This window comes from Alcaligenes sp. MMA (assembly GCF_020907215.1).
GTDB lineage: Bacteria > Pseudomonadota > Gammaproteobacteria > Burkholderiales > Burkholderiaceae_B > Alcaligenes > Alcaligenes aquatilis.
Genome location: NZ_JAJJPP010000002.1, coordinates 454,561 through 478,176, shown reverse-complemented (window position 1 = coordinate 478,176; position 23,616 = coordinate 454,561). Strand labels below are relative to the sequence as shown.

Genomic DNA, 23,616 nt, shown 5'->3' with positions numbered 1-23,616 from the left:
GGGATTGTAGGCGTTTGGCGCCCAAAAGGCGCGCTTCTGTCTGGTCCAGAACGAAACACCCGGCCTGAATGCAGGCCTGTCTCAGGTAATATACTCACTTTTGCCGACAATCCAAAAACGCTATGTCCACACCTGACGCCCCTGAACTTGTATTTACCACTGAAGAGATCGAAACCCTGGGCCGCACTGCCGATGCGCTGAGCGCCTACCTGGGTCGCGCCGTACTGGCCGAGATCGTGGGCGCAGAAGAAACCGGCTTTGAATGGGTCATCTTTGCCATGCCCCTGGACAAGAACGAGGACGAAAGCGAATTCACAGTGGTTCAGGTCGGCGGCGCGCAGGCCCGCATCGTGGGCAACCGCGGTGGCCTGGACCCCAAGGACAATGCTGTCTACGCCTGCCGTTACCTGTGGGCCATCCAGTTAAGCGATGCCGAGCCCGTGCGCTTTATCAAAGTGGATGAAGAAGGCGAGGAAGTCGCCTGGACAGAAACCCTGGAAGAATTGCTGCCGTTCGCCTTGAGCGAAGATGCCTTTGCCCCCGAAGACGATACGGACGAAGACGACGACGACGATGATGATGACAGCCCGGAACCGGGTGTTCACGGTCATACCCTGCACTGATCGTGTCCGTCTCCATTGCCCAAATCTGATGTAAAAGCCAGGGGGCCGTGTTTTGACAACGGCCTACCTGTCGCATTGGTACGCCCCGCTCCCTGCAATGACTAGAGCCCCATAAGCTCAGGCCCGCCGCTTGTCGCGCAGATATAAAGCGACACCTGCCGGCCACATCAAAGCGACCAACAAATAAGAGGCCAGGCCTTTCAAGCCATAGCCTGGTGGTGGTTTGCGCCCGCTGGCGCGCAAGTGCAGCCCAAAGCGCGTGTAACGTGCGGCAGCCATCAAGAAAGCCTTGGGTTCGTAACGAAACCAGGGCAGGCACTTCACCACCGTATCCTGCGCCAGCAGCCACAAACCCAGTGCATGTTGCTGACTGGTCTTGCCTTGTACCGACAAAGAATCCGGGCTGTCGTGATAGACACGAAACACAGTATTTACGAAACGGTTTTTATAGCCTGCCCGGGCAATGGCCCGCCATACCAGGCTTTCAGGCACAAAGCCTTCGATTTGATCAGGAAAGGGAAACTTGCGCAGCACAGCGGTGCTCAAACAGCCAAACTTTTCGCCCCGCACGTGGTAGCGAAAGCTCATGTCCAGGGAGCTGGCATCAAAGACATCCTGGGGAAACATATCCCCGACAACCTTGCCATCCGGACGCACACACAGACCGGTAATGCCTGCATAGCCTGTTCGCTCTGAGACGGGGATGTCGGCCCAGATCTGCGCCATGTCGTAGAGCGCATTGACCAGCAAGGTGTCGTCACTGTCCAACGCGACGATCAGTTCTCCTTGGGCCAGGGCCACGCCGTGATTGAAAGCAGCCTTTTTGTGACGATTTTCCTGCCAGACATAGCGAATTGGAAAGGCAGCCTGCTGTTGCCAGCCCTCTACCAGCTCCCGTGTGCCATCCGTGGAGCCGTCATCAACCACAATCCACTCAAAGTCCTGACAGGTTTGCTCGCACAGTGAACGGTAGACGCGCTCCAGAGTGTGAGCGCGGTTATAACTGGGTGTCAGAACAGTGAATAAATGGCGCCATTCCATGAGCTAATGTCCCCAAAATATGCAATCAGCCGTTTTGATTATTATTACGGGCAACGCTTACTTCTGCATGAAGATGACACCATCATAAGGCAAGCTTCTTCTTGGACAAGGTACGATGTGCAACAGATTTTCCGAACTCGCAGAAAAATCAAACGCGCACAAAAAAACCACAGGCAAGCCTGTGGTTTTTTTGCTGCTGGCTGTGATTTCAAGCTGGAAAATCAGATTCCTGCCTGTCCACTGCCCAAGCCAAGCACTTAGACGCGCTTGACTTTTTCCAGCATTTTGAAAACGCCCTTAGGTGCGCGCACAAACAGACGTTTGAATGCTTTACCCAGGCAACGACGCTCCAGCGTGTTGCGGCGAGTGCGTTTGATTTCCGCCATGGTGATCTCCGATCTTAATGTAAGCCCTGCCGGATGATCCCGACAAAAGCGCAATAGCTAACCAGAAATTCTACCGTAATCCGCGTTAAGATACAAAGGCTAGAGTGAGCATCCCTGGCAACACCTTGCTGGCATATACCGCTCTGACTGGCGCATGGGGCCTGTTTGACAGGCCTTTTCGCTGCCGCTTTCCCACCCAGCCCTCTCCAGAAAGCCGACCTTGCCATGAGCTCAGAAATTCGCATTTTTGGCGCCCGCCAGAACACTCTGAAAAACCTGAATGTACGTATCAAAACGGGCGAGTTACTGGTTATTACCGGCGTTTCCGGCTCGGGCAAAAGCTCGCTGGCCTTTGACACCCTGTATGCAGAAGGTCAACGGCGCTATGTGGAAACCTTCTCTCCCTATGCACGCCAGTTCCTGGATCGCATGGACAAGCCCCAGGTTGATCGCATTGAAGGCATCTTGCCCGCCATTGCCATTGACCAGGTGAACCCGGTGCGCAACTCGCGCAGTACCGTGGGCACCATGACGGAGCTGAACGATTACATCAAGCTGCTGTACGCCCGTCTGGGCGAGCTGTATTGCCGCCAGTGCGCCCAACCTGTGCGCCGCGACAATGCCGACAGCATCGCCAAACAGATTCGCCAGTTGGCGGTGGACCACGACGACCCGCGTTTGGTTCTGACCTTTGCCGTCAAGGTCCCGGCCAACTTCACGCAGCAAGAAATTGAAACCTTGCTGCATCAGCAGGGCTACACCCGCCTGCACCACGAAGAAACACAATCCATCACGCCCAGCAGCAGCACGAAAAAGGGCAAAAGCAGCAAAGCCGCTCCTACAGAACAAAAGCTTCTTTATGTGATCCAGGACCGTTTTCGCGTCAGCTCGGTAGAACCGGAACGTTTCATGGAGGCCATTGAAGCCGCCCTGCGTCATGGCCAGGGCAAGCTAACTGTCTATGCCTCGGCCAGTGCCGACGGTTCGGAAACTGCTTGGCGTTTCAGCCAGGGCCTGCACTGTGCCCAGTGCGATATTGAATACAGCACGCCGGTTGCCAGCACCTTCTCCTTCAACTCGCCCCTGGGTGCGTGTGAGTCCTGCCGTGGCTTTGGCCGCGTGATGGGCATTGATTACGGTCTGGTCGTTCCCGACCCCAGCAAAAGCCTGCTTGAAGGTGCGATCCGCCCTTGGCAGACAGCCAGCTACAAAGAATGTCAGGTCGAGATGGAGCGCTACGCTCCGGCGGCCGGTGTACGTCTGAGCGTGCCCTGGAAGGACTTGAGCCAGGAAGAGCGCGACTGGGTGATTAATGGCACCCCGGACTGGAAGGGTGGCAATCAAGCCTGGAAAACCCAGTGGTACGGCGCCCAGCGTTTCTTTGACTGGCTGGAATCACGCGCCTACAAAATGCATGTGCGTGTGTTGCTGTCCAAATACCGCAGCTACAACACCTGCCCGGCCTGCGCCGGCTCTCGCCTGAAACCCGAAGCCAGCTTGTGGCGTGTGGGCGATCAGGCCGCCCCCGCCGATTCCCGCTACCCACGTTTCATGCCCGTGCATTCCAACTGGCTGCGCGAGCAACTGGATGCCATGCCCGGCCTGAGCGTCCCGGACCTGATGCGCCTGCCTATCGAGCACGTGCGCACATTTTTCCGTGGCCTGCACTTTGGCGACGCACGCGATGCAGCTATCGATCTGCTCCTGAAAGAAACACTATCCCGTCTGGATTATCTGTGCGATGTGGGCTTGTCCTATTTGTCCCTGGACCGCCAAAGCCGCACCCTGTCTGGCGGTGAAGTACAGCGTATCAACCTGACCACGGCGCTGGGCACCTCGCTGGTGAACACCTTGTTCGTGCTGGATGAGCCTTCGATTGGTCTGCACCCGCGCGACATGCACCGCATTATTGAAGTGATGCACCGTCTGCGCGGCAATGGCAACACCTTGGTGGTGGTTGAGCACGACCCACAAGTGATGGTGGCTGCCGACCGTATTCTGGACATGGGCCCCGGCCCTGGCGAGCGTGGTGGCCAGATTCTGTTTGATGGTTCGCCCCAAGCCTTGCGCGGCGCGCAAACGCTGACTGGCCGCTACCTGAGTGGCGAGCTGAGCATCGAATCTCCCCGCCCTATGCCGGTGGCCGAGAACACGCCCCGCCTGCTGCTGGAAGACGTCAGCGCGCACAATCTGCGCCATATCTCCGTGTCCATTCCGCTAGGCCGTCTAGTCTGCGTGACGGGCGTATCCGGCTCGGGCAAATCCACGCTGATTCAGGACGTGCTCTACCCGGCCATCCTGAAACAACAAGGCAAACCGACCGAAGCCCCAGGCCCTTACGGCGCCTTGCTGGGTGCCGAGCAAATTGCCGAAGTGGTGATGGTGGACCAGACGCCAATCGGCAAGACGGCCCGCTCCAACCCGGCCAGCTATGTCGGTGCCTTTGACCCTATCCGCAAGCTGTTCGCCCAGGCTCCGCTGTCCAAAGAACGCAGCTACACGCCCGGCACCTTCAGCTTCAATAGTGGTGATGGTCGCTGCCCGACGTGTGGTGGCACGGGCTTTGAACATATCGAAATGCAGTTCCTGTCCGATGTGTACCTGCGCTGCCCGGATTGCGATGGCAAACGCTTCCGCCCCGAAGTGCTGGAAGTGCGTATCGAACACTTTGGTCGCAGCGCCTCGATTGACGAGGTACTGGACATGACCGTGCATCAGGCCATGGAATTCTTTGAAGGCCTGCGCGATGTGCAAACCGGCCTGGCGCCGCTGGCCGATGTAGGTCTGGATTACCTGAAACTGGGCCAGCCTGTGCCCACGCTCTCGGGCGGTGAGGCACAACGTCTGAAGTTGGCGGCTTATCTGGCCCAGGCTTCGCGCACTCGCTTGAGTCAAGTGAAGGTCGCCAAGAAAGGCAATCTGTTCCTGTTCGACGAGCCCACCACCGGCCTGCACTTTGACGATATTGCCCGCCTGATGTGCGCCTTCCGCAAGCTGTTGGCTGCCGGCCACAGCCTGCTGATTATTGAGCACAACCTGGATCTGATCCGCGCGGCCGACTGGATTATTGATCTGGGCCCAGAAGGTGGCGAACATGGTGGTCAATTGTTAGGCGCGGGAACACCGGCGGACATCATGGCCCTGGAGCACTCGCACACCGGCCATGCCCTGAAAGAATACGAGCAAGCCACCATAGGTTCAGGCTCGGCTCTGTTCCAGGAACCTGCGGTGGACTACCAGGCCAGCTCGGGCGGCAGCAACGATGGCCAGATCGCCATCCTGAATGCGCGCGAGCACAACCTGAAAAACATCTCGGTACACATCCCGCACAACACCTTCACGGTGGTGACGGGTGTATCCGGTTCGGGCAAATCCACCCTGGCCTTCGACATTCTGTTTAACGAAGGCCAGCGCCGCTATCTGGAATCCCTGAATGCTTATGCCCGTGCCATTGTGCAGCCTGCCGGTCAGCCCGATGTGGACGCGATCTATGGTATTCCGCCTACCGTTGCCATTGAACAGCGCACCAGCCGTGGGGGTCGCAAGTCCACCGTGGCCACCATGACGGAAATCCACCACTTCCTGCGCTTGCTGTATGTGAAGCTGGCCACCCAATACTGCCCGGACTGCCATGTGCCTGTGGCCCCGCAGACCGCCGAGCAAATCGCCGCACAACTGCTGCGTGATCACAAGGGTGAGCATATTGGTTTGCTGGCTCCGCTGGTCACCGCTCGCAAGGGTTACTACACCGACCTGGCCAAATGGGCGCAGGGCAAGGGCTACACCCATTTGCGTGTGGATGGCGAGTTCATCCCCGTCAACCCTTGGCCCCGTCTGGACCGTTACAGCGAACACACGCTGGAACTGCCAGTGGCCGACCTGATTATTGATCCACGCCACGAACTGCAACTGCGCCAAGCCATACGCGAAGCGCTGGAACTGGGTCACGGCTCCTTCAGTGTGCTGGCTCCCCTGACGCCATCGGGTTCCATGTCGCTGGAACAACGCCGACAAGGTCAACCGCTGTCCAATGCCAGCCAGCAACATTTCTCCGTCAAACGGGCCTGCCCCTGCTGCGGCACCAGCTTCCCCGAGCCGGACCCACGCATGTTCTCCTACAACTCCAAGCACGGCTGGTGCAAGGACTGCTTTGGTACGGGCTTGAAGCTGACCGGCTTCGACCAGGAACAAACGGGCGAGGAAAACAGCTGGAACAACGGCTACGACGGCGAAGCCGTGGAATGCCCAAGCTGCCACGGCCAGCGCTTGAACCCGGTGTCTTTGGCGTTTGAATGGCGCGACCAATCCATTGCCAAGCTGGCCGGTTTGCCCGTGGATGAAGCACAGACCTTTTTTGGCAACCTGAACATGAGTGGTCGCGAAGCCGATATTGCGCGCGACATTCTGAACGAGATACGCAGCCGTCTGGACTTCATGCACGAAGTGGGCCTGGGTTATCTGGCGCTGGATCGTGCTGCCCCCACCTTGTCGGGTGGTGAGGCCCAGCGCATCCGTCTGGCCGCCCAATTAGGCTCGAACCTGCAGGGCGTGTGCTATGTGCTGGACGAACCCACCATTGGCTTACACCCCCGCGATAACCAGATTCTGCTCAACGCCATGGCGCGTCTGGAAGGCAATGGCAACACGCTCGTGGTCGTTGAACACGACGAAGACACCATACGCCGTGCTCAGCACATTATTGATATGGGCCCCGGTGCCGGCAAACGAGGGGGTGAAGTCATCGCCCAGGGCACACTGGCAGAAATCGAGGCCAACCCCAATTCACTGACTGGCCGCTATCTGCGCGAACCACTCAAACACCCCATGCAGGCACGCCGCCCTGTTCAGGCCGATGTGCCCATGCTAACGGTGCACGATGCCAGCCTGCATAACCTGAACAAGGTAAAGGCCGGTATTCCACTAGGCAAGCTCAGTCTGGTAACGGGCGTGTCGGGCTCCGGCAAATCCACCTTTGCCCGTGATGTGCTGCTGGATAATTTGCAGCGCGTTGTCGGCAGCAAAGAAAAGCCTGTGTGGCAGGGTTGCGCCAGCATCAGCGGCTGGGAAAGCCTGGACCGCGTGCTGGAAGTGGACCAGACCCCGATCGGCAAAACCCCCCGCTCCTGCCCGGCCACCTACATCGGCTTCTGGGACGAGGTGCGCAAACTGTTTGCCAACACCAACGATGCCCGCCTGCGGGGCTGGAGCGCCTCACGCTTTTCCTTCAATACCGGCGATGGTCGCTGCCCTTTGTGCGAAGGCCAAGGCATGCGCACCCTGGAAATGAGCTTCCTGCCGGACGTAAAGGTGCCTTGTGACGCCTGCCACGGCCAGCGCTTCAATCCGGAAACACTGGCGGTGACCTGGCGCGATGTCTCCGCCGGCCAGCTTTTGCAAATGGATGTGGACGAAGCTGTTGAATACTTTGCCGCACATCCTAAAATATTGCGCCCGCTGCAATTGATGCAAAGTGTGGGCCTGGGTTATCTGACCCTGGGCCAACCATCCCCCACCCTGTCCGGTGGCGAAGCGCAGCGCGTCAAGCTGGTCAGCGAACTGGTCAAGGCCCGCCTGGACGAGGGCCTGACCCGTACGGGCCGCGCCTACAAGGCGCCGCATACGCTATATGTACTGGACGAACCCAGCGTGGGCCTGTCCATGGCAGATGTGGAAAAGCTGATTGTGGTGCTGCACCGACTGGTCGATGCCGGTCACACCGTGCTGGTCATTGAACATAATCTGGATTTGATTGCCGAAGCAGACTGGATTGTCGATCTGGGCCCCGAAGGCGGCTCGGGCGGCGGCAGGCTGGTGGTGCAAGGCACACCAGATCAAGTGCAAGCCAACCCTGCCTCGCATACCGGCATGGCCTTGGCAGAATTTTTAAAGGAACACGGCGCATGTATGGCCGACTTGAAGACAGACTAAAAGGCTATGCGCTGGAAATGCAGGGCTACCTGGGCCATATCCAGGCCCGTCGCCCTGAAGACTTAAGTACTGCTTTTGAGAACATCGAACAAGCTCGACAGGCGGGCCACTGGGTGGCCCTGGCACTGGACTACGAACTGGCCGAACTGTTCGAACCCCGTCTACCCGCTCGTGATACTGCGCCACATGCGCTTCTGAACGCACTGGTATTTGAACAGGCACAGGAAGTGGCGTTATGGGATAGCCAGGCCACACCCGAGCTGACGGTCAAACTGCCAATCAGCCAGCAAGACTATCGGGATGCGCTGGCCCAGGTTCAGCAGGGTTTGCAGGCCGGAGATTTTTACCAGATCAACTACACCATGCCCTTGAGCATTCAATCAGGCATGGCTCCGCGTGATCTCTATACCGCACTGGCCAGCCGCCACCCGGTGGCCTACGGTGCTTATCTGGATCTGGGTGATCGCCATATCCTGTCGCTGTCACCCGAGCTGTTTCTGGAAAAACGTGGGAACACCGTGCGGACCCGCCCCATGAAAGGCACACGCCCGCGCGATACCGACCCTGTTCAAGATCAGAAAAACGCCCAGGAGCTGCAAAGCAGCCTGAAAGACCGGGCTGAAAACCTGATGATTGTGGATTTGCTACGTAACGATCTGGGCCAAGTGGCCCGCACCGGCACCGTGCAAACCACCAGCCTGTTCGATGTAGAGCAATATGCCTCGGTCTGGACCATGACTTCCAGCATTCAGGCCGAAGTCGAGCCGGATTGCACGCTGGAAGCCTTGCTACGCGCCCTGTTCCCCTGTGGTTCGATTACCGGCGCCCCAAAGCTGGCCGCCATGCAATGCATACGTCAGTTGGAGACGCAGCGACGCGGTATTTACTGTGGCTCGGTAGGCTACCTGAACCCTAACGGCGACCTGTCCCTGAATGTCAGCATCCGCAGTCTGGAGCTGGACAATCACGGTCAAGGAAGGTTTGGCGTGGGTGGTGGCATCGTTCTGGACTCGGACCCAGACCAGGAGTGGTTGGAGTGCTTGTGGAAAGCACGTGTATTGCAGGCCCCTGTAACACTGACTTAAAGGCAGCATCATGAGCCAAAGCAAACCTGAATTGATAGAAACCTTGCGGGTAGACGCAGACGGCCAGATCCCCCTGTTGGAACTGCATCTGGAACGCGTGGCGCGCAGTTGCGCGGAATTGGGCTACGACTGGGACGCACAAACCTGGCTGCAAGCCATGCATACGGCGCTGGGCCAGGCTCCCGTCAATACTCCCTTGCGGCTACGCATTCTGTGGAACGCAAAAGCCAGTGCGCAGGCCGAGGCGCAGGCCTTGCCCGCTCTGGAAGGGCCCTTGCAACTATGCCTATCCAAGACCCCTTTGCCGGCCCAAGACCCACTGCTCTCGCACAAAACCACGCATCGCCCCTGGTATCAGGACGCCGCTGCCCTGCTGGAAAAGCATCCCCAACTTTTTGATGTAATTTTTCTGGATACGCAAAACCGGGTTTGCGAAGGCAGCCGCAGCAATATCTATATCCAGGATGAGCAGGGCCACTGGTGGACGCCACCCGCACAAGGCTGGCTCCTGCCTGGAGTACAACGACAGGCGCTCCTAAATAGCGGTCTGGCGCGTGAAACGGAGCTTTTTCTGGATGACTTGCTGCATGCACGGGCGATTCGTATTTCGAACGCCCTGCGCGGCTGGCAGAACGCCTTACTGGTTCAGAATCCGGTTTAAGGCGTAGTCGGCGGCCTGCATCCCCATGCTGGCCGTAATCGTCACTCCGGAGCCATAGCCTGCGCAGGCCAAACCTTGCAGGGCACCGTCTTCAGCCTGGGTCCAGTTTTGCGGCAAACGGGTTTCCTGCTCGAACCACAAGCAATCCACTCCCATGCGGGGTACACGCTTCAAGGCACGGCCCTGGGCATCGCTGCCACGCGCAAAGCCATGCTGCTTGCGCAGGATCTGCCGCAGTTTGCCTAACAGGGCATCGTGGCGTGCCACCGACAAATCTCCCCGGCGCAAGGTTAAAGGGTCGGTTTTTCCGCCCGCCCCGCCACAACTCAACAAGGGCACCTTGCACCGCTTGGCCTGCAAGATCAAGGCGATCTTGGCGCTGGCCTGATCGGTGCAATCCAGAAATACGTCGGGACGCTGCTCCAGCAGACTGGCTGCATTGTCCTCAGTGACGAAATCTTCAATCAACTGCAATTGACATTGAGGATTTATTTGAGCAATGCGCTGAGCCATCGCTTCAATCTTGGCCATACCCAAGGTACTGTCCAGCGCGGGCAATTGGCGGTTGATGTTGGACTCGGCAATATTATCCAGATCAATCAAGGTGATTCGGCCCACGGCAGAACGGGCCAAAGCCTCCACTGCCCAGGTCCCTACGCCCCCGATACCCGCCACCATCACATGGGCGGCAGCCAGACGCTCACGCGCGCCGGCTCCATACAAACGATCCAAACCACCGAAGCGGCGTTCGGCATCCATGTTGTGCTGCTCTGTCATGCAATCTGTCCATCACCGGCCCATGCGGCCAAACCCGTTCATTCTACGTCTAATTGCGCCTGCCCAGCCCCGGAAACAGGCCTTATGCCCTGGTGGCTTGACGGTGCTCTGCCAAATAGCAACACTCATATAAGCAAATTAGTATTTTTCCTTAGTTATCAGCGGCAAAGCCCGCTACAGTGGACTGTGCTTGCTCTACAATTGCCATAGGTTTCAAGCATCTGTGATTTTGGCTTACCACTTCTTTACGCCGTGAACATCGATTCTATTTCCGCCTCGCCTTCCGCCGTACCCACACCGTGCAGCTTTCGTGTCCTGACTGACGAAGAGCGCAACGCCTCTCTGCGTCAATCCCTGGAAGAGGCGCAATGGTGTGAAAAACAAGACCTGTGGGTCTACGGCTACGGCTCCCTGATCTGGCGTCCCGATTTTGAATTTGCCGAGCAGCGCCAAGCCTTGCTACGCGGCTACCACCGGGCGCTGTGCTTGTGGTCACGAATCAACCGTGGAACGCCCGAGCAGCCCGGTCTGGTCTTTGGGCTGGATGTCGGTGGTTCTTGCCGTGGCATGGCCTTCCGTATTCCTGCCGAAAGCGTACCCAAAGTATTCGATGCCCTGTGGCTGCGCGAGATGCCCAGCGGGGCTTATATCCCCCGCTGGTTGCGCTGCCGCACCAGCCAAGGCGACATTCGCGCCCTGGTCTTTACCATGAACCGCAAGACCGATGCTTACGTACCCCGTATGCCGGACGAACAGTTGCGACAGGTGGTGTATTCGGCCCAGGGAACCAACGGCCCTTGCATCGAATACGTCATGGAAACCGCCTCGGCGCTGCAACGCTCTAAAATTCTGGATAAACGCCTGCAATCAGTGGTTCAATTACTACAAAGCCAGACTGCACTGCTTAATCCTCAACAAGCCTAAGAGCGCCCCATGTCCCTTGCCGATTTGCGTAACGAATACGAACGCTTTTCCCTGAGCGAAAACGAACTGTGTGCCGACCCTCGCCAGCAATTCCAACGCTGGCTGGATCAGGCCATTGAACTGAAGGAAGTCGAACCCACGGCGATGACGCTTGCCACGGTGAACCCAGAAGGTCGCCCATCGGCGCGCGTTGTCCTGCTCAAAGCTTACGATGAACAAGGCTTGGTGTTCTTTACAAACTACCTGTCTCGCAAGGGAACGGACCTGGGCCACAACCCTTGGGCCAGCCTGTCCTTTTTCTGGTCTTCCATGCAGCGCCAGGTGCGCTTTGAAGGCCGCATCAGCCGCATCAGCGCGGCCGAATCCGACGAATACTTTCACAGTCGTCCTCTGGGCTCGCGCATTGGTGCCTGGGCCTCACCACAAAGCCAACCCATCAGCCGCGCAGAGCTGGATGCCCGTGCCAAGCAGTACACTGAAAGCTTAGGTGAACATCCCGCCCGCCCTGAACACTGGGGTGGCTTCCGACTGACTCCAGACCATGTCGAATTCTGGCAAGGCCGTGCTTCGCGCCTGCACGACAGGCTGGTGTTCGACCGCAAGGACCCATCTGATTGGCAGGTGAGCCGACTGGCTCCTTAACACGTTCCCTTGGGGACGCCTGCCCTCAGACTCGATGCAATGACTGTTTTTTCTTCTACTTTCGATAGCGACTTCTTTCGTTCGGCACTGGGCCGTTTCGCCACAGGCGTGACGGTCGTGACCGGCGCCAATAAAGACCATCCGGATCAGGCCATTGGCCTGACCGTCAGCTCCTTTAACTCTGTGTCTCTGGACCCGCCTCTGGTGCTGTGGTCGCTGGCCAAACGCTCCCAGTCCCTGCCGCATTTTGTGGATGGTAAGGGCTATGTGATTCACGTTTTAGGAGCCAGTCAGCTATCGCTGGCCAAACGCTTTGCCTGGGGCAACCAGGCCGAGCGCTTTCACGATCACCCCACTAAACGCTCCCCGCACGGCTTACTCATGCTGGACGACGAGCGTTGCAGCGCCTGGTTTGAGTGCAAGCCTTATGCCGTTCATGAGGCCGGCGACCACCTGATCTTTATCGGTGAAGTCACCCATTGCGAACGCAGCGCTCACCAGCCCCTGATCTACCACGCGGGCGACTTTGACCTGACCCCTTCCCTGGCGTGACAGGGTGTTGCAAGGCGCCCCTGACGAGGGCTGCATGGCAGGAGTACACTACGCCTTTTGCTCTTACACGCCAATAAGGTCCTGATCATGGCAAACGACGTTGATTGCATAGTGCTGGGAGCAGGGGTAGTAGGTTTAGCCTGTGCCCGACAAATGGCCCAACAAGGCATGGAAGTTCTGCTGATCGAGCAAACCGCCAGCATTGGCAATGGCGTCAGCTCGCGCAACTCAGAGGTCATACACGCGGGCATTTACTACACTCCCGGCAGCCTGAAGGCCCGCTTGTGTGTAGAAGGCAAAGCCCAACTGTATGACTACTGCCAGAAACACCATATAGACCACGCCCGTTGCGGCAAACTCATTGTGGCGACCACGCCCGAACAACAAGCCGATCTGCTGAAGCTGCAGGCGCAAGCGCGTACCTGTGGAGTGGACGATTTGCAGTGGCTGGATGCGGCCCAAGCCCAGGCTCTGGAGCCGGCCTTGAATTGCAGCGCTGCCCTGCTTTCCCCTTCTACCGGCATTGTGGACACCCATGCCTTGATGCTGGCTTTGCAAGGCGATGCAGAAAACCACGGTGCCCAACTGGTCTTCAATACACCCTTTGTCAGTGCGCGTGTTCTGCCCGGACAAGGCTTTGAAGTACACGTCGGTGGCGCAGAGCCGTTCAGCCTGACAAGCACCTGCCTGATCAATGCGGCCGGTCTGGGCGCTGTCGCCGCTGCACGCCAGATCGAAGGGCTGGATGCCAGCCATATCCCGAACGCCTATCTGTGCAAAGGCAGCTATTTCTCGTTGGCGGGTCGCTCCCCCTTCAAGCACCTGATTTACCCCATGCCCAATAAAGCCGGACTGGGTGTGCATCTGACGCTGGATCTGGCCGGTCAGGCCCGCTTTGGCCCGGACACCGAATGGGTGCAGGATGAGAACTACGATATGGACCCGCAACGAGGCCACTCTTTTTACGCCGCCGTGCGCGAGTACTGGCCCGCTTTACCCGATAACAGCCTGAACCCCGCCTATAGCGGCATCCGGCCTAAAATTGTGCCCGCCGGCCATGCGGCTGCCGACTTTGTCTTTTCCGGGCCTGCCACCCACGGCGTCCCCGGACTGCTGAATCTGTTCGGCATCGAATCCCCTGGCCTGACCGCGTGTTTAGCGATTGCACGTCACGGCCAGGAAACCCTGGCCCAGGCAGCTTAAAAACTTTTCTGAAATCTTTACAATACTGTTGATGAACGATTACATCTTGACCCTATCCTGCCCGGATCGTACCGGCATTGTCCACAACGTTTCGGGCTGGCTGCTTGAGCAGAACGGCAACATTGTTGAGGCACAGCAGTTTGGCGACGCCGCCACCAACCGCTTTTTCTTGCGCATCCAGTTTTCCCTGCCTGAAAAGCAGGATGTGAACGCATTGCAAACCAGCTTCGCGCCCATTGCCGAAAAATTCAGCATGGATGCCAATATTTATGACGCCCAGCGCAAAGCTCGCCTGCTGATTCTGGTCAGCCGCCAGGGCCACTGCCTGAACGATCTGCTGTTTCGCGCCCATAGCGGCCAATTGCCGGTTGAAATTGCGGCCGTGGCTTCCAACCACACCGACCACGCCGGCCTGGCTTCCTCCTACGGCATTCCTTTCCATCACCTGCCTGTGACACCGGAAACCCGTCCCCAGCAAGAGCAACAGATCATCGACCTGGCTCGTGACCTGAAGATTGATCTGGTTGTGCTGGCCCGCTACATGCAGATTCTGTCCACCAATCTGTGTCAGTCTCTGTCTGGCCGCGCCATCAATATCCACCACAGCTTCCTGCCCAGCTTCAAGGGCGCGCGTCCCTACCACCAGGCTCATGCTCGCGGTGTGAAGATTATTGGCGCTACTGCTCACTACGTGACGGCGGATCTGGACGAAGGCCCGATCATCGAACAGGACGTGGAACACGTCACCCATGCTGTCAGCCCAGCTGAGCTGACCCAGATCGGTAGCGATGTGGAGTCTCTGGTTCTGGCCCGTGCCGTGCGCGCCCACGTTGAGCACCGTATCTTGCTGAACGATCAGCGCACCGTGGTATTTCGCTGAGCGACACGATCAGGTCTGTCTCAAGACTTAAAAAAAGCCCTCAATGCTGTGGATATAGATCCACGCATTGAGGGCTTTTTACTGGTCACCCATTTTTTCAAAAGCCAGACGACTTGAGCCTGCTAGCTACTTGGCAATTAGCTCTACCAGCCTCTGGCAACGATCGACTGCTGTCTCTGCCAACCTCTGACGAGTATCTGCTTCACATCACCAACAGCCTCTCCCGAATACTGACTGCTTCCCCAAGTCCGCCATGCGCTTGCAACATGTCTCGTAGGCAAGACCATGTTTACCTGGGGTACACGGCTACAAGCTCTGCTTACTGCCCTAGCGCCAAGCCTTCCCGCCGAGGATCTACCCCCGCCTCCAGTCCTTCCTGGGTCCAGCGAATCACATGCGTACCGCTGGGAAAAGGCTGCTCTCGTACTTCATGACCCATCGCTCTCAAAGCTTGGGCCTGCGTGGTCACCGCCGTTCCCGCTTCCAGCTCGGTCGCCCAGTTGCGGCTGCCGTAATGCGGCAGGCTGACTGACTGTTGAGCATCCAGATCCCACATCAACATGCCGGTCAGGGCCTGAGCCACGTAAGGAATGATGGCACTGCCACCCGGTGAACCCAGGGCAATGACAGGATGCCCCTGTTGCAACACCATCATCGGGGCCATGGAACTGCGTGGACGCTTACCTGGCTCCACCCGATTCACAGACAGGCGTCCCATCTCGTCCTTGGGACTCAAGGCAAAGTCCGTTAACTGATTGTTCAACAAAAAACCACGCACCATGATTTTGCTGCCAAAAGCAGACTCTATTGACGTGGTCATGGATACCACCTGCCCCTGAGCATCCGCTACGGATAAATGCGTGGTGGACGGCAGCTCGGGCGTGTTGTCACTGGCGGCTTGTGAGTCAGCCAACGGCTTGCCCGGTTGAGCATGCCCCATGGAACGGTCTGGCTGAATCAAGGCAGCGCGTGATTTCAGATACGCTGGAGCCAGCAAAGCCTGCTGGGGCACAGACACAAATGCCGGATCCGCCACCCAGGCATCCCGATCCGCAAAAGCCAAACGCCCTGCTTCAGAAAAATAATGAATCGCTTCCACAGATTGCGGTTCTGCGTCAGCAATGGGGGTGTGCTGCAAGATGCCCAGCATCTGCATCACACTGATAGCCCCCGAGCTGGGTGGTGCCATGCCACAGAGCGCCAACTGCTGCCAGTCCATACAGAGGGGTTCACGTCGCAGCGCACGGTACTGCTTCAAGTCGGACTCTGCCAAGTCACCCGCAATCGGGTCGGCGGCAACGGCAGCCACCATATCCTGGGCAAGCTCACCTTGATAGAAAGCCTGTGCGCCCTGTCTGGCCAAAAGGCGCAGCACCTGGGCGTATTCCTTGTTCTGTAAACGATGGCCGACGGGCCAAGGCCTGCCCTGTTCGTCCAGAAAATAGGCGCGTGTAGCGGCCTTGTCTGCCAGCTCAGGATTATCGGCAATCAAGGTATTCAAACGGGGGCTGACCTCAAAGCCGACCTCGGCCAGCTCAATCGCCGGATCAAACAAATTCGCCCACGGCAGCACGCCACCATCTTTATGCATCAACTCCAGGGCACGCAGCAAACCCGGTACGCCTACCGAACGACCACTATTGACCGCCTGTTTGAAGGACATGGTTTGGCCGTCCAGCTCGAAGCGATCCAGACTGCTGGCTGCAGGCACGGTTTCCCGTCCGTCATAGCTCATCAAGCCGGTCTTGGGCTGAAACATCAGTAAAAAGCCGCCGCCGCCAATACCGGAGGACTGTGGCTCGACCAGCCCCAGCACCAACTGGGCCGCAATGGCCGCATCCACCGCACTGCCGCCCTGGTCCAGAATGCGCAAACCGGCCTGAGTAGCCAACGGATTGGCCGTCACCACCATACTTTTTTGTGTGACGAGCTTGTCACGTTGCACGGCCCTGCTGGCGGTCTCCGGATTCAAATGCTGGCTGGCCGCTTCCCGAGCATGCGCAGGCAGCACCAAGGCTAGGGTCAAGGCCGCCGACAGCAACGCCGGTTTCCAGTGCAATCTCATGTATTCTCCTTTTCGTGCTCAAGCAGCCATTGTTCCAGCAAACGCACCGCCTCGCTGGGTTCATTGGCCGTGGGGTAACTAAAAAAGTAAGCCTCGCTCACTGGCATGGCATGGTCCAGCGGCATAATCAGCTCGCCCTGCTCCAGCGCCTGCTGCACCAAAAAGCGCGGCATCAAAGCCACTCCCATATCGGCATGCAAAGCCGCCATCACCAGGCTGAACAGCTCATAACGCGGGCCGGAGCTGACGCGCAGATCCGGCTCCAGCCCGGCAGACCGATACCAGTCCGACCAGCTATCGGGGCGTGTAGACATATGCAAGTGAATCAGCTTTTGCCAGTGGCCACTGGCAGCCAGCGTGGGCGAGCACACCGGCACCAGCTCGCCTTCGTCAAACAGCTTGATACCCTCGGTTTGGGGCCATAACTGCCGTCCATGATAAATGGCGGCATCAAAGGGATGGTCGCCAAACTGAAACGGAGTGGTACGCACAGACAGACTGACCGTAATGTCAGGATATTGCCGGGAGAAACGGGCCAGACGCGGCATCAACCACACCGTGGACAAGGTAGGCAGCACCGCCAGATGAATGCTGCGGCCCACGCCAGCACGCGCAATCAGGCTGAAGGTGTCTTTGCCGATTTGCTCCAGATGGTGACGGATACGGGCGGCATAATCGCGCCCCGCCGGGGTCAGCACCAGACGCCGCCGCACCCGTGTCAGCAAAGTCACACCCAGACGCTGCTCCAGGCCGCTTACCTGCCGGTACACCGCACTATGCGTCAGGGACAATTCCTCGGCCGCACGGGAAAAGGTCCCCAGGCGGGCCGTCGCCTCAAAGGCCTGTAATGCGCCCAGACTGGGCACGCCTTGTCTCATTAGACACTCTCCTGATTGTGAAACCTCTTCCCTGCCCACCCGTCGCTAGGCGGGATCGTTACGCCAGCACACGACATTGTGCAATTTTATCAATTGATTTGTGCGCTTTATGCACATTATGCTGAGACCTTACATGGATATCGCTTGTGCGCAGCCGCCTGACCATGCGCCACCTCTAACGCTATTGCCCACCGTTGCCAGTGCCAGCGATACTCACATGGCTCTTTTCTATTTCCCAGACCGATGGCGCCCATGTTGGCCCCACTTAACTGACCGTCTTTGATCTTCCCGGAGTACCTCTATGTCTGCCAATCCCTCTTTTCATTGGGACGACCCTCTGCTACTGAATCAGCAGTTGAGCGATGAAGAACGTATGGTGCGCGATGCCGCCCATACCTATGCGCAGGAAAAGCTGTTGCCGCGCGTGCTGCAAGCCTTTCGTCACGAGCAGACCGACCCCGCCATCTTTGCCGAAATGGGCGCGCTGGGCTTGTTGGGAGCCACCATTCCTGAAGCCTACGGGGGTGCCGGTCTGAACTACGTCAGCTACGGTTTGATCGCCCGCGAAGTGGAGCGTGTGGATTCGGGCTACCGCTCCATGATGAGCGTACAGTCCTCTTTGGTGATGGTGCCGATTTTTGAATTTGGCAGCGAAGAGCAGAAACAGAAGTACCTGCCCAAGCTGGCCAGCGGGCAATGGATTGGTTGCTTTGGCCTGACTGAACCCAATCACGGTTCGGACCCCGGCGCCATGGAAAGCCGCGCTGTCAAAGTAGACGGCGGCTATCGCCTGAGCGGCAATAAAACCTGGATTACCAACTCCCCCATTGCCGATGTGCTGGTGGTTTGGGCCAAAGTCGTGGGTGGTGAAGACGACGGCAAGATCCGTGGCTTCATTCTGGAAAAAGGCATGAAAGGCCTGTCCACCCCGGCCATTCACGGCAAAGTAGGCTTGCGCGCTTCCCTGACCGGCGAAATCGTCATGGCCGATGTGGACATTGCAGACAGCCAAATGCTGCCGCATGTCTCAGGTTTGCGTGGCCCCTTTACCTGCCTGAACTCGGCCCGCTTCGGGATTGCCTGGGGTGCCTTGGGTGCTGCCGAATCCTGCTGGCATACCGCCCGCCAGTACACCCTGGACCGCAAACAGTTTGGCCGCCCCTTGGCCGCCAATCAGCTGATTCAGAAAAAGCTGGCCGATATGCAAACCGAGATTACGTTGGCGTTGCAAGGCTGCCTGCGTCTGGGGCGCATGAAAGACGAAGGTACAGCGGCGGTGGAAATTACGTCCATCATGAAACGCAACTCCTGCGGCAAGGCACTGGATATTGCCCGACTGGCACGCGACATGCTGGGTGGCAACGGTATCTCTGACGAATTCGGCATTGCCCGTCACCTGGTCAATCTGGAAGTGGTGAATACCTACGAAGGTACTCACGATGTCCACGCCCTGATTCTGGGACGTGCGCAAACCGGGATTCAGGCCTTTTTCTAAGCGAAGCTCAATAAGGGCAAAGCAAAAAGCTTTGCCCTCTTTCATTCAGAATCTAATCAAACTTGCCGATTACATGCGGTGGGAGTGCATCGCCAGCTTGCATCCTTTTTACGCCAAGCAAGCTCAAGGTAAAAAGTGTCCTCCAGGCAAGCAGTCTGCGAACTGTGTCGCGTGGCGACTTTTCTCTTACCACCGAGCCGTTCCCAAGATACCCCCTTCAGAGCGAGTAAGCCCAAAGCGTAGCGCGGAAGTTTTCTCGTGTCGCCAAGCCGTTCCAAAAATAAAAACCGGCCCCTCGAAGAGCAACAGGCCAAATAGATAAGTAGGTAGTCTTTCTTAGTCTTGTAGAACCTTCAACTCAAACATACTGGTGGCTTCCAGCTCCAGCACCCGTTCATCACGCTGGTTAAACACATCCCAATTCCAACGGATGATGCCTAAATCTGACCGGCTGCTGGACACACGCTTCGATATAACGGTGGCCTCCAGACGGATAGAGTCACCTGCCCGTACGGGCAGCACCCAGCGCAAACGTTCCAAACCTGGCGAGCCAAAGGACTCGGAGTCGTGCAAAGCAGAATCCACAGCCATGCGCATGGCTTTGCCACAAGTGAGCCAGCCGCTGGCAATCAAGCCGCCCCAATGGCCTTCTTCGGCTTGCTTATCGTCAATATGAAAGGACTGCGGATCGTATTTCTGGGCGAAATCGAGCATCTCTTCGCGAGTCACAGGTACAAGTGGGTGCTTGATGACCATACCCACTTCAAATTCAGCAAATTTCATGTTGTGGTGCAATGAAAAAGAGCCCCCACGCTGCACCTTCGGCTTGCTGCCCCCCAAGGGGGAGCTTTTTGCCTTAGGGCGGCCCGGCGGCAAAAAAAAGCCCCTCGCTACGCCTTCAGCTTGCTGCCCCTCCAAGGGGGAGCTTTTGCCTTGGGGCGGCCCGGCGGCAAAGAAAAAGCCCCCTCGCTACGCCTTCAGCTTGCTGCCCCTCCAAGGGGGAGCTTTTGCCTTGGGGCGGCCCGGCGGCAAAAAAAAGCCCCCTCGCTACGCCTTCGGCTTGCGCTCCACCTCGCGGCTTGTATGCCGCTCGGATTCGCTAGGCACACAGCAGTCCGCAATGGACTGCTGTGTGTCCAGGCTCATCCCCAAGGGGGAGCTTTTTGCCTTGGGGCGGCCCGGCGGCAAAAAAGACCGAGAGCGCCACTCTACCATCTCTGTCAAAATTTGCAGCACCTGCCCCTAAAGCGCCACAAGCCGCAGCAAACTGTCCACATCGGGTATCGGGAAAAGCAAGCCTGTGCGTCCTCTACCAATCTATGGCATAAAGAGAGTTTCCTAATTACTTGAACGCCCAATTTGTTTGGGGTTTATGCACATCAACCGCTATGACAACACTAGCTTCATCTTTGCAATTTGCAAGCCTGACTCAAGGCACGCAAGCCATTGAACTGGAATATCAACGCATTTTCCCCGAGCGGGTCGCGGCCCCTTTGCTGGTGTTTCTGCATGAGGGTCTGGGTTCGATTGCCATGTGGAAAGACTGGCCAGCACAGTTGTGCGAACAAACCGGTTGTAGCGGTCTGATGTACTCACGTTACGGATATGGCCGCAGTACCCCGCGCCCCGACAATAGCCCCAAAGAGCCCGACTATCTGCACGAACAGGCACTGGACGTACTGCCGCAATTGCTGGAACAACTGGGCGAGGACGGCCAAAAGCGCCCGATTATGCTGGTCGGCCACAGCGATGGTGGCTCGATTGCCCTGCTGGCAGCCAGCGGCTTTGGCGACAAGCTGCAAGGCATTGTGGTGATGGCCCCGCACCTGTTTGTGGAAGACATTTCCTTGCGCGGCATTCTGGTCGCCCGCGAAGCCTACGAGCAAGGTTTTTTACGCGAGCGACTGGCACGCTATCACGATGATGTGGAGTCCGCCTTCTGGGGCTGGAACGCCACCTGGATGGAACCCCAATTCCGCGACTGGAATATCGAAGAGGACGTCAGCCGCATCACCTGCCCGATTCTGGCCATTCAGGGCGTGGATGATGAATACGGCACACTGGAGCAAATCCGTCGCATCAAGAAGCTGGTGCCGCACACGGAGCTGCTGGAGCTGGAGCAATGCGGTCACCTGCCCTACCGGGATAAGGAAGCGCAGGTGAACCAGGCAATTGTGGATTTTCTGAAGCGAACAGCCCGCTAAGCAGCAAACTCACTCAGTTCCTAAGCTCAGTCCTTAAAGCACACACACGCCTACTAAACAGCAGCCTTACTCAAAGGCGGCGGCTGCTCGGCCCAGGCGGTCATTGACCGCCTGCCAGTCTGGCGTATCCGGGCAACGCTGCACCCAAATATGCTGATACTGGCCTTGGTCCAGACGACGCAACATGGCGTACAAATCCTGGGCATAAAGCTGCGCATCCGGGCTGCACACATACCAGTCGTGTACATCCGCCGAAAAGGGCGGCAAAGAGGCAAAGGCAACAATGGCCTGCTTGCCACCTTCGGCCAAAGCAGCCTGCACCGCTAGCGCACTGCCTTCATCAAATAAAGACAAAGGGGTACGCGGCGCATAATGCGCTTTCAAGCTGCCCGACACTTGTGGGGCTTGTTGATCCGGACTGGCGGGTTCGTAGCCGATGACCTCGGCAATCATGGCTGCCGTGATATGGCCGGGCCGCAACAGCACCGCACCCACGCCTTGATGGGTACGCGAGACGTCCACAATGGTGGACTCGATACCCACTTCCGACGGGCCCGCTTCCACGATCAGCAGTTCCTCTGCGCTCATGTCCGCAAATTCATCGCGCACATGCTTGGCGGCCGTAGGCGATACCTGACCAAATTTGTTGGCCGAAGGCGCCGCCACACCGGCCTGACCGCTGGGCTTGAGTTCCGCCATGCGCTTGAGCAAGGCTTGAGCCACCGGATGGGAAGGACAACGAATACCAATGCTGCTTTGTCCGCCACTGACCGTATCCGGAATAGCCGGATTGCGCGGCAAGATCAGCGTCAACGGGCCGGGCCAGAAGGCATCCATCAATTGCTGCGCCACGGGCGGAATATCCGTCACCCAATAGCGCAAATCGGCACCAGGGGCCACATGCACAATCAAGGGATGATTCGCAGGGCGGCCCTTGGCCTTGTAAATCAGTTGCACCGCAGCCGGGTTCTCTGCATCCGCGCCCAGACCGTAGACCGTCTCGGTCGGAAAGGCGACTAGCCCCCCTTGTGCCAGCACACGGGCGGCTTGCTCTATCTGCTGCTCGGAAGGGCTGGAGGGGGTGTCAGTCATGATCAAAAGCGATGTGCAAAGCGGCGGCAGCTCGGGCAGTGCGCTCGCGCACTTGCTGATCCGACTCGCCCACAATATTCACGTGCCCCATCTTGCGGCCAACACGGGCCTCGGCCTTGCCATACAAGTGCAAGGACACACCAGGCACAGCCAGCAAGGCAGCCCAATCCGGCTCACGCATCTGGCCTTGTTCGTCAAACCAGATATCGCCCAGGATATTGAGCATCATGGAAGGACACAAAGCGCGGGTATCGCCCAGGGGCAAAGCGGCCATCACGCGGGCCTGTTGTTCAAACTGACTGGTGACGCAAGCATTCATGGTGTAGTGGCCGCTATTGTGCGGACGAGGAGCCACTTCGTTGGCCAGCAAACGGCCGTCTTCCAGAATGAAGAACTCCACACACAACACACCCACATAATCCAGCGTACGGGCAATAGCAGCCGCTGCCTGACGAGCCTGTTCGGACAAGGCATCGTCCTGGAACTGGGCACTGATCGTGGACACGGCCAAAATGCCGTCGCGGTGCTCGTTACGGGCACATGGGAAGGTTTTGACCTGATCGTCCAGGCCACGGGCCAGGACCACCGAAATTTCGGATTTCAAAGGTTGCAAGGCTTCCAGCACACTGGCTTGGGAACCGAACTCCTTGAAGGCAGCCAGCGCCTGCTCCCGGTCTGCCACACGCGCCTGCCCCTTGCCGTCATAACCAAAGCGCGCTGTCTTCAGAATGCCAGGGAACAAGGCGCTGTCAGCGGCCTGCAAATCGTCCAGGCTTTCGATGGCGGCATAGGGAGCCACCGGCACACCGGCCTGCGAAATAAAGGCTTTCTCACGAATGCGATCCTGCACAATGCCTACGGCATCGCCGGACGGCGTGACTCGGGTGTGCTGAGCCAGAGTCAGCAAGGACTGCGCCGGGACGTTCTCGAACTCGGTACTGACGGCTTGGCACAGTTCCCCCAGTTGAACCAATGCTTGTGCATCATCGTAGGCCGCACAGATATGCAGATCCGCCACGGCACCGGCCGGGCTATGGGTGTCGGGGTCCAGCACCGCCACTTTATAGCCCAGGCTTTGAGCGCTATGGCAGAACATGCGGCCCAGTTGGCCGCCTCCAATCATGCCCAGCCAGGAGCCAGGGACTAGTAGGACAGCATCAGTCATGGGGGTCATCATCAC

The 23,616-nt window shown here is 58.1% G+C and carries 19 protein-coding genes; 11 read left to right on the top strand and 8 right to left on the bottom strand.

All coding sequences use genetic code 11. The annotated features are described in order from the left end of the window. Positions 1-122: 122 nt before the first annotated feature. Positions 123-623 (top strand): hypothetical protein, encoded by a 501-nt coding sequence (locus LNA76_RS10720; protein ID WP_108728042.1) that lies wholly within the window; start codon positions 123-125, stop codon positions 621-623. A gap of 117 nt (positions 624-740) precedes the next feature. Here the strand turns inward: LNA76_RS10720 and LNA76_RS10715 are convergent, their stop codons facing one another. Both LNA76_RS10715 and LNA76_RS17970 read right to left on the bottom strand, forming a co-directional pair. Further along, positions 741-1,664 (bottom strand): glycosyltransferase family 2 protein, encoded by a 924-nt coding sequence (locus tag LNA76_RS10715; RefSeq protein WP_230019057.1) that lies wholly within the window; start codon positions 1,662-1,664, stop codon positions 741-743. A gap of 257 nt (positions 1,665-1,921) precedes the next feature. Then, positions 1,922-2,050, bottom strand: coding sequence for a hypothetical protein (locus LNA76_RS17970; RefSeq protein WP_003803595.1), 129 nt, complete (start codon positions 2,048-2,050; stop codon positions 1,922-1,924). Between the two features lie 225 nt (positions 2,051-2,275). Between LNA76_RS17970 and uvrA the strand changes: the two genes are divergently transcribed. Genes uvrA through LNA76_RS10700 form a run of 3 tightly spaced genes read left to right on the top strand, consistent with a single transcriptional unit; the run spans position 2,276 to position 9,724 of the window. Further along, positions 2,276-7,978 (top strand): excinuclease ABC subunit UvrA, encoded by a 5,703-nt coding sequence (gene uvrA, locus LNA76_RS10710; protein WP_230019056.1) that lies wholly within the window; start codon positions 2,276-2,278, stop codon positions 7,976-7,978. Then, positions 7,951-9,063, top strand: coding sequence for an aminodeoxychorismate synthase component I (gene pabB / locus LNA76_RS10705; RefSeq protein ID WP_230019055.1), 1,113 nt, complete (start codon positions 7,951-7,953; stop codon positions 9,061-9,063). The genes uvrA and pabB overlap by 28 nt, the downstream gene beginning before the upstream one ends. Positions 9,064-9,073: 10 nt before the next feature. Then, positions 9,074-9,724 (top strand): aminotransferase class IV, encoded by a 651-nt coding sequence (locus tag LNA76_RS10700; RefSeq protein WP_094195726.1) that lies wholly within the window; start codon positions 9,074-9,076, stop codon positions 9,722-9,724. Here LNA76_RS10700 and LNA76_RS10695 read toward each other — a convergent pair. Beyond that, the gene (locus LNA76_RS10695; protein ID WP_230019054.1) at positions 9,701-10,501 is read right to left on the bottom strand and encodes a tRNA threonylcarbamoyladenosine dehydratase; all 801 of its coding nucleotides are present in this window, start codon (positions 10,499-10,501) and stop codon (positions 9,701-9,703) included. The two genes, LNA76_RS10700 and LNA76_RS10695, sit on opposite strands and share 24 nt — an antisense overlap. A 252-nt stretch (positions 10,502-10,753) precedes the next feature. On the opposite strand from LNA76_RS10695, the gene LNA76_RS10690 reads away from it, so the two are divergent. The 5 genes from LNA76_RS10690 to purU all read left to right on the top strand — a co-directional run bounded on the left by LNA76_RS10690 (position 10,754) and on the right by purU (position 14,702). Beyond that, positions 10,754-11,425: a gamma-glutamylcyclotransferase gene (locus LNA76_RS10690; protein WP_042483350.1), complete on the top strand. Its 672-nt coding sequence runs from the start codon at positions 10,754-10,756 to the stop codon at positions 11,423-11,425. 9 nt (positions 11,426-11,434) lie between these two features. Beyond that, positions 11,435-12,067 (top strand): pyridoxamine 5'-phosphate oxidase, encoded by a 633-nt coding sequence (gene pdxH / locus LNA76_RS10685; protein WP_230019053.1) that lies wholly within the window; start codon positions 11,435-11,437, stop codon positions 12,065-12,067. A gap of 39 nt (positions 12,068-12,106) precedes the next feature. Next, positions 12,107-12,619 carry a flavin reductase family protein gene (locus LNA76_RS10680; RefSeq protein ID WP_125277048.1) on the top strand — a complete coding sequence of 171 codons (513 nt, stop codon included), beginning with the start codon at positions 12,107-12,109 and terminating at the stop codon, positions 12,617-12,619. A gap of 87 nt (positions 12,620-12,706) precedes the next feature. Then, positions 12,707-13,822, top strand: coding sequence for an NAD(P)/FAD-dependent oxidoreductase (locus LNA76_RS10675; protein WP_230019052.1), 1,116 nt, complete (start codon positions 12,707-12,709; stop codon positions 13,820-13,822). Positions 13,823-13,847: 25 nt separating this feature from the next. Then, entirely contained in the window at positions 13,848-14,702 is an 855-nt protein-coding gene (gene purU, locus LNA76_RS10670) for a formyltetrahydrofolate deformylase (protein ID WP_166727032.1), read from the top strand. A 319-nt stretch (positions 14,703-15,021) separates the two neighbouring features. Here the strand turns inward: purU and ggt are convergent, their stop codons facing one another. Together ggt and LNA76_RS10660 are read right to left on the bottom strand one after the other, a co-directional pair. Further along, the gene (ggt, locus tag LNA76_RS10665; protein WP_230019051.1) at positions 15,022-16,767 is read right to left on the bottom strand and encodes a gamma-glutamyltransferase; all 1,746 of its coding nucleotides are present in this window, start codon (positions 16,765-16,767) and stop codon (positions 15,022-15,024) included. Then, complete coding sequence (locus LNA76_RS10660) at positions 16,764-17,645, bottom strand: LysR substrate-binding domain-containing protein (protein WP_094195720.1); 882 nt, start codon at positions 17,643-17,645, stop codon at positions 16,764-16,766. Before LNA76_RS10660 ends, ggt begins: the two co-directional genes overlap by 4 nt. A gap of 301 nt (positions 17,646-17,946) precedes the next feature. Here LNA76_RS10660 and LNA76_RS10655 point away from each other — a divergent pair, with 301 nt between their 5' ends. Then, a complete protein-coding gene (locus LNA76_RS10655) occupies positions 17,947-19,140 on the top strand; it encodes an acyl-CoA dehydrogenase (protein WP_094195719.1) in 1,194 nt (397 codons plus the stop codon). A 336-nt stretch (positions 19,141-19,476) separates the two neighbouring features. Here the strand turns inward: LNA76_RS10655 and LNA76_RS10650 are convergent, their stop codons facing one another. Next, positions 19,477-19,923, bottom strand: a complete 447-nt coding sequence (locus LNA76_RS10650; protein WP_094195718.1) for a MaoC family dehydratase — start codon at positions 19,921-19,923, stop codon at positions 19,477-19,479. A gap of 605 nt (positions 19,924-20,528) precedes the next feature. Here LNA76_RS10650 and LNA76_RS10645 point away from each other — a divergent pair. Continuing rightward, positions 20,529-21,344, top strand: coding sequence for an alpha/beta fold hydrolase (locus tag LNA76_RS10645; protein WP_230019050.1), 816 nt, complete (start codon positions 20,529-20,531; stop codon positions 21,342-21,344). A 66-nt stretch (positions 21,345-21,410) separates the two neighbouring features. Here the strand turns inward: LNA76_RS10645 and LNA76_RS10640 are convergent, their stop codons facing one another. Continuing rightward, positions 21,411-22,436: an L-threonylcarbamoyladenylate synthase gene (locus LNA76_RS10640; RefSeq protein WP_230019049.1), complete on the bottom strand. Its 1,026-nt coding sequence runs from the start codon at positions 22,434-22,436 to the stop codon at positions 21,411-21,413. After that, complete coding sequence (locus tag LNA76_RS10635; RefSeq protein WP_230019048.1) at positions 22,429-23,601, bottom strand: 5-(carboxyamino)imidazole ribonucleotide synthase; 1,173 nt, start codon at positions 23,599-23,601, stop codon at positions 22,429-22,431. The genes LNA76_RS10640 and LNA76_RS10635 overlap by 8 nt, the downstream gene beginning before the upstream one ends. Positions 23,602-23,616: the final 15 nt, after the last annotated feature.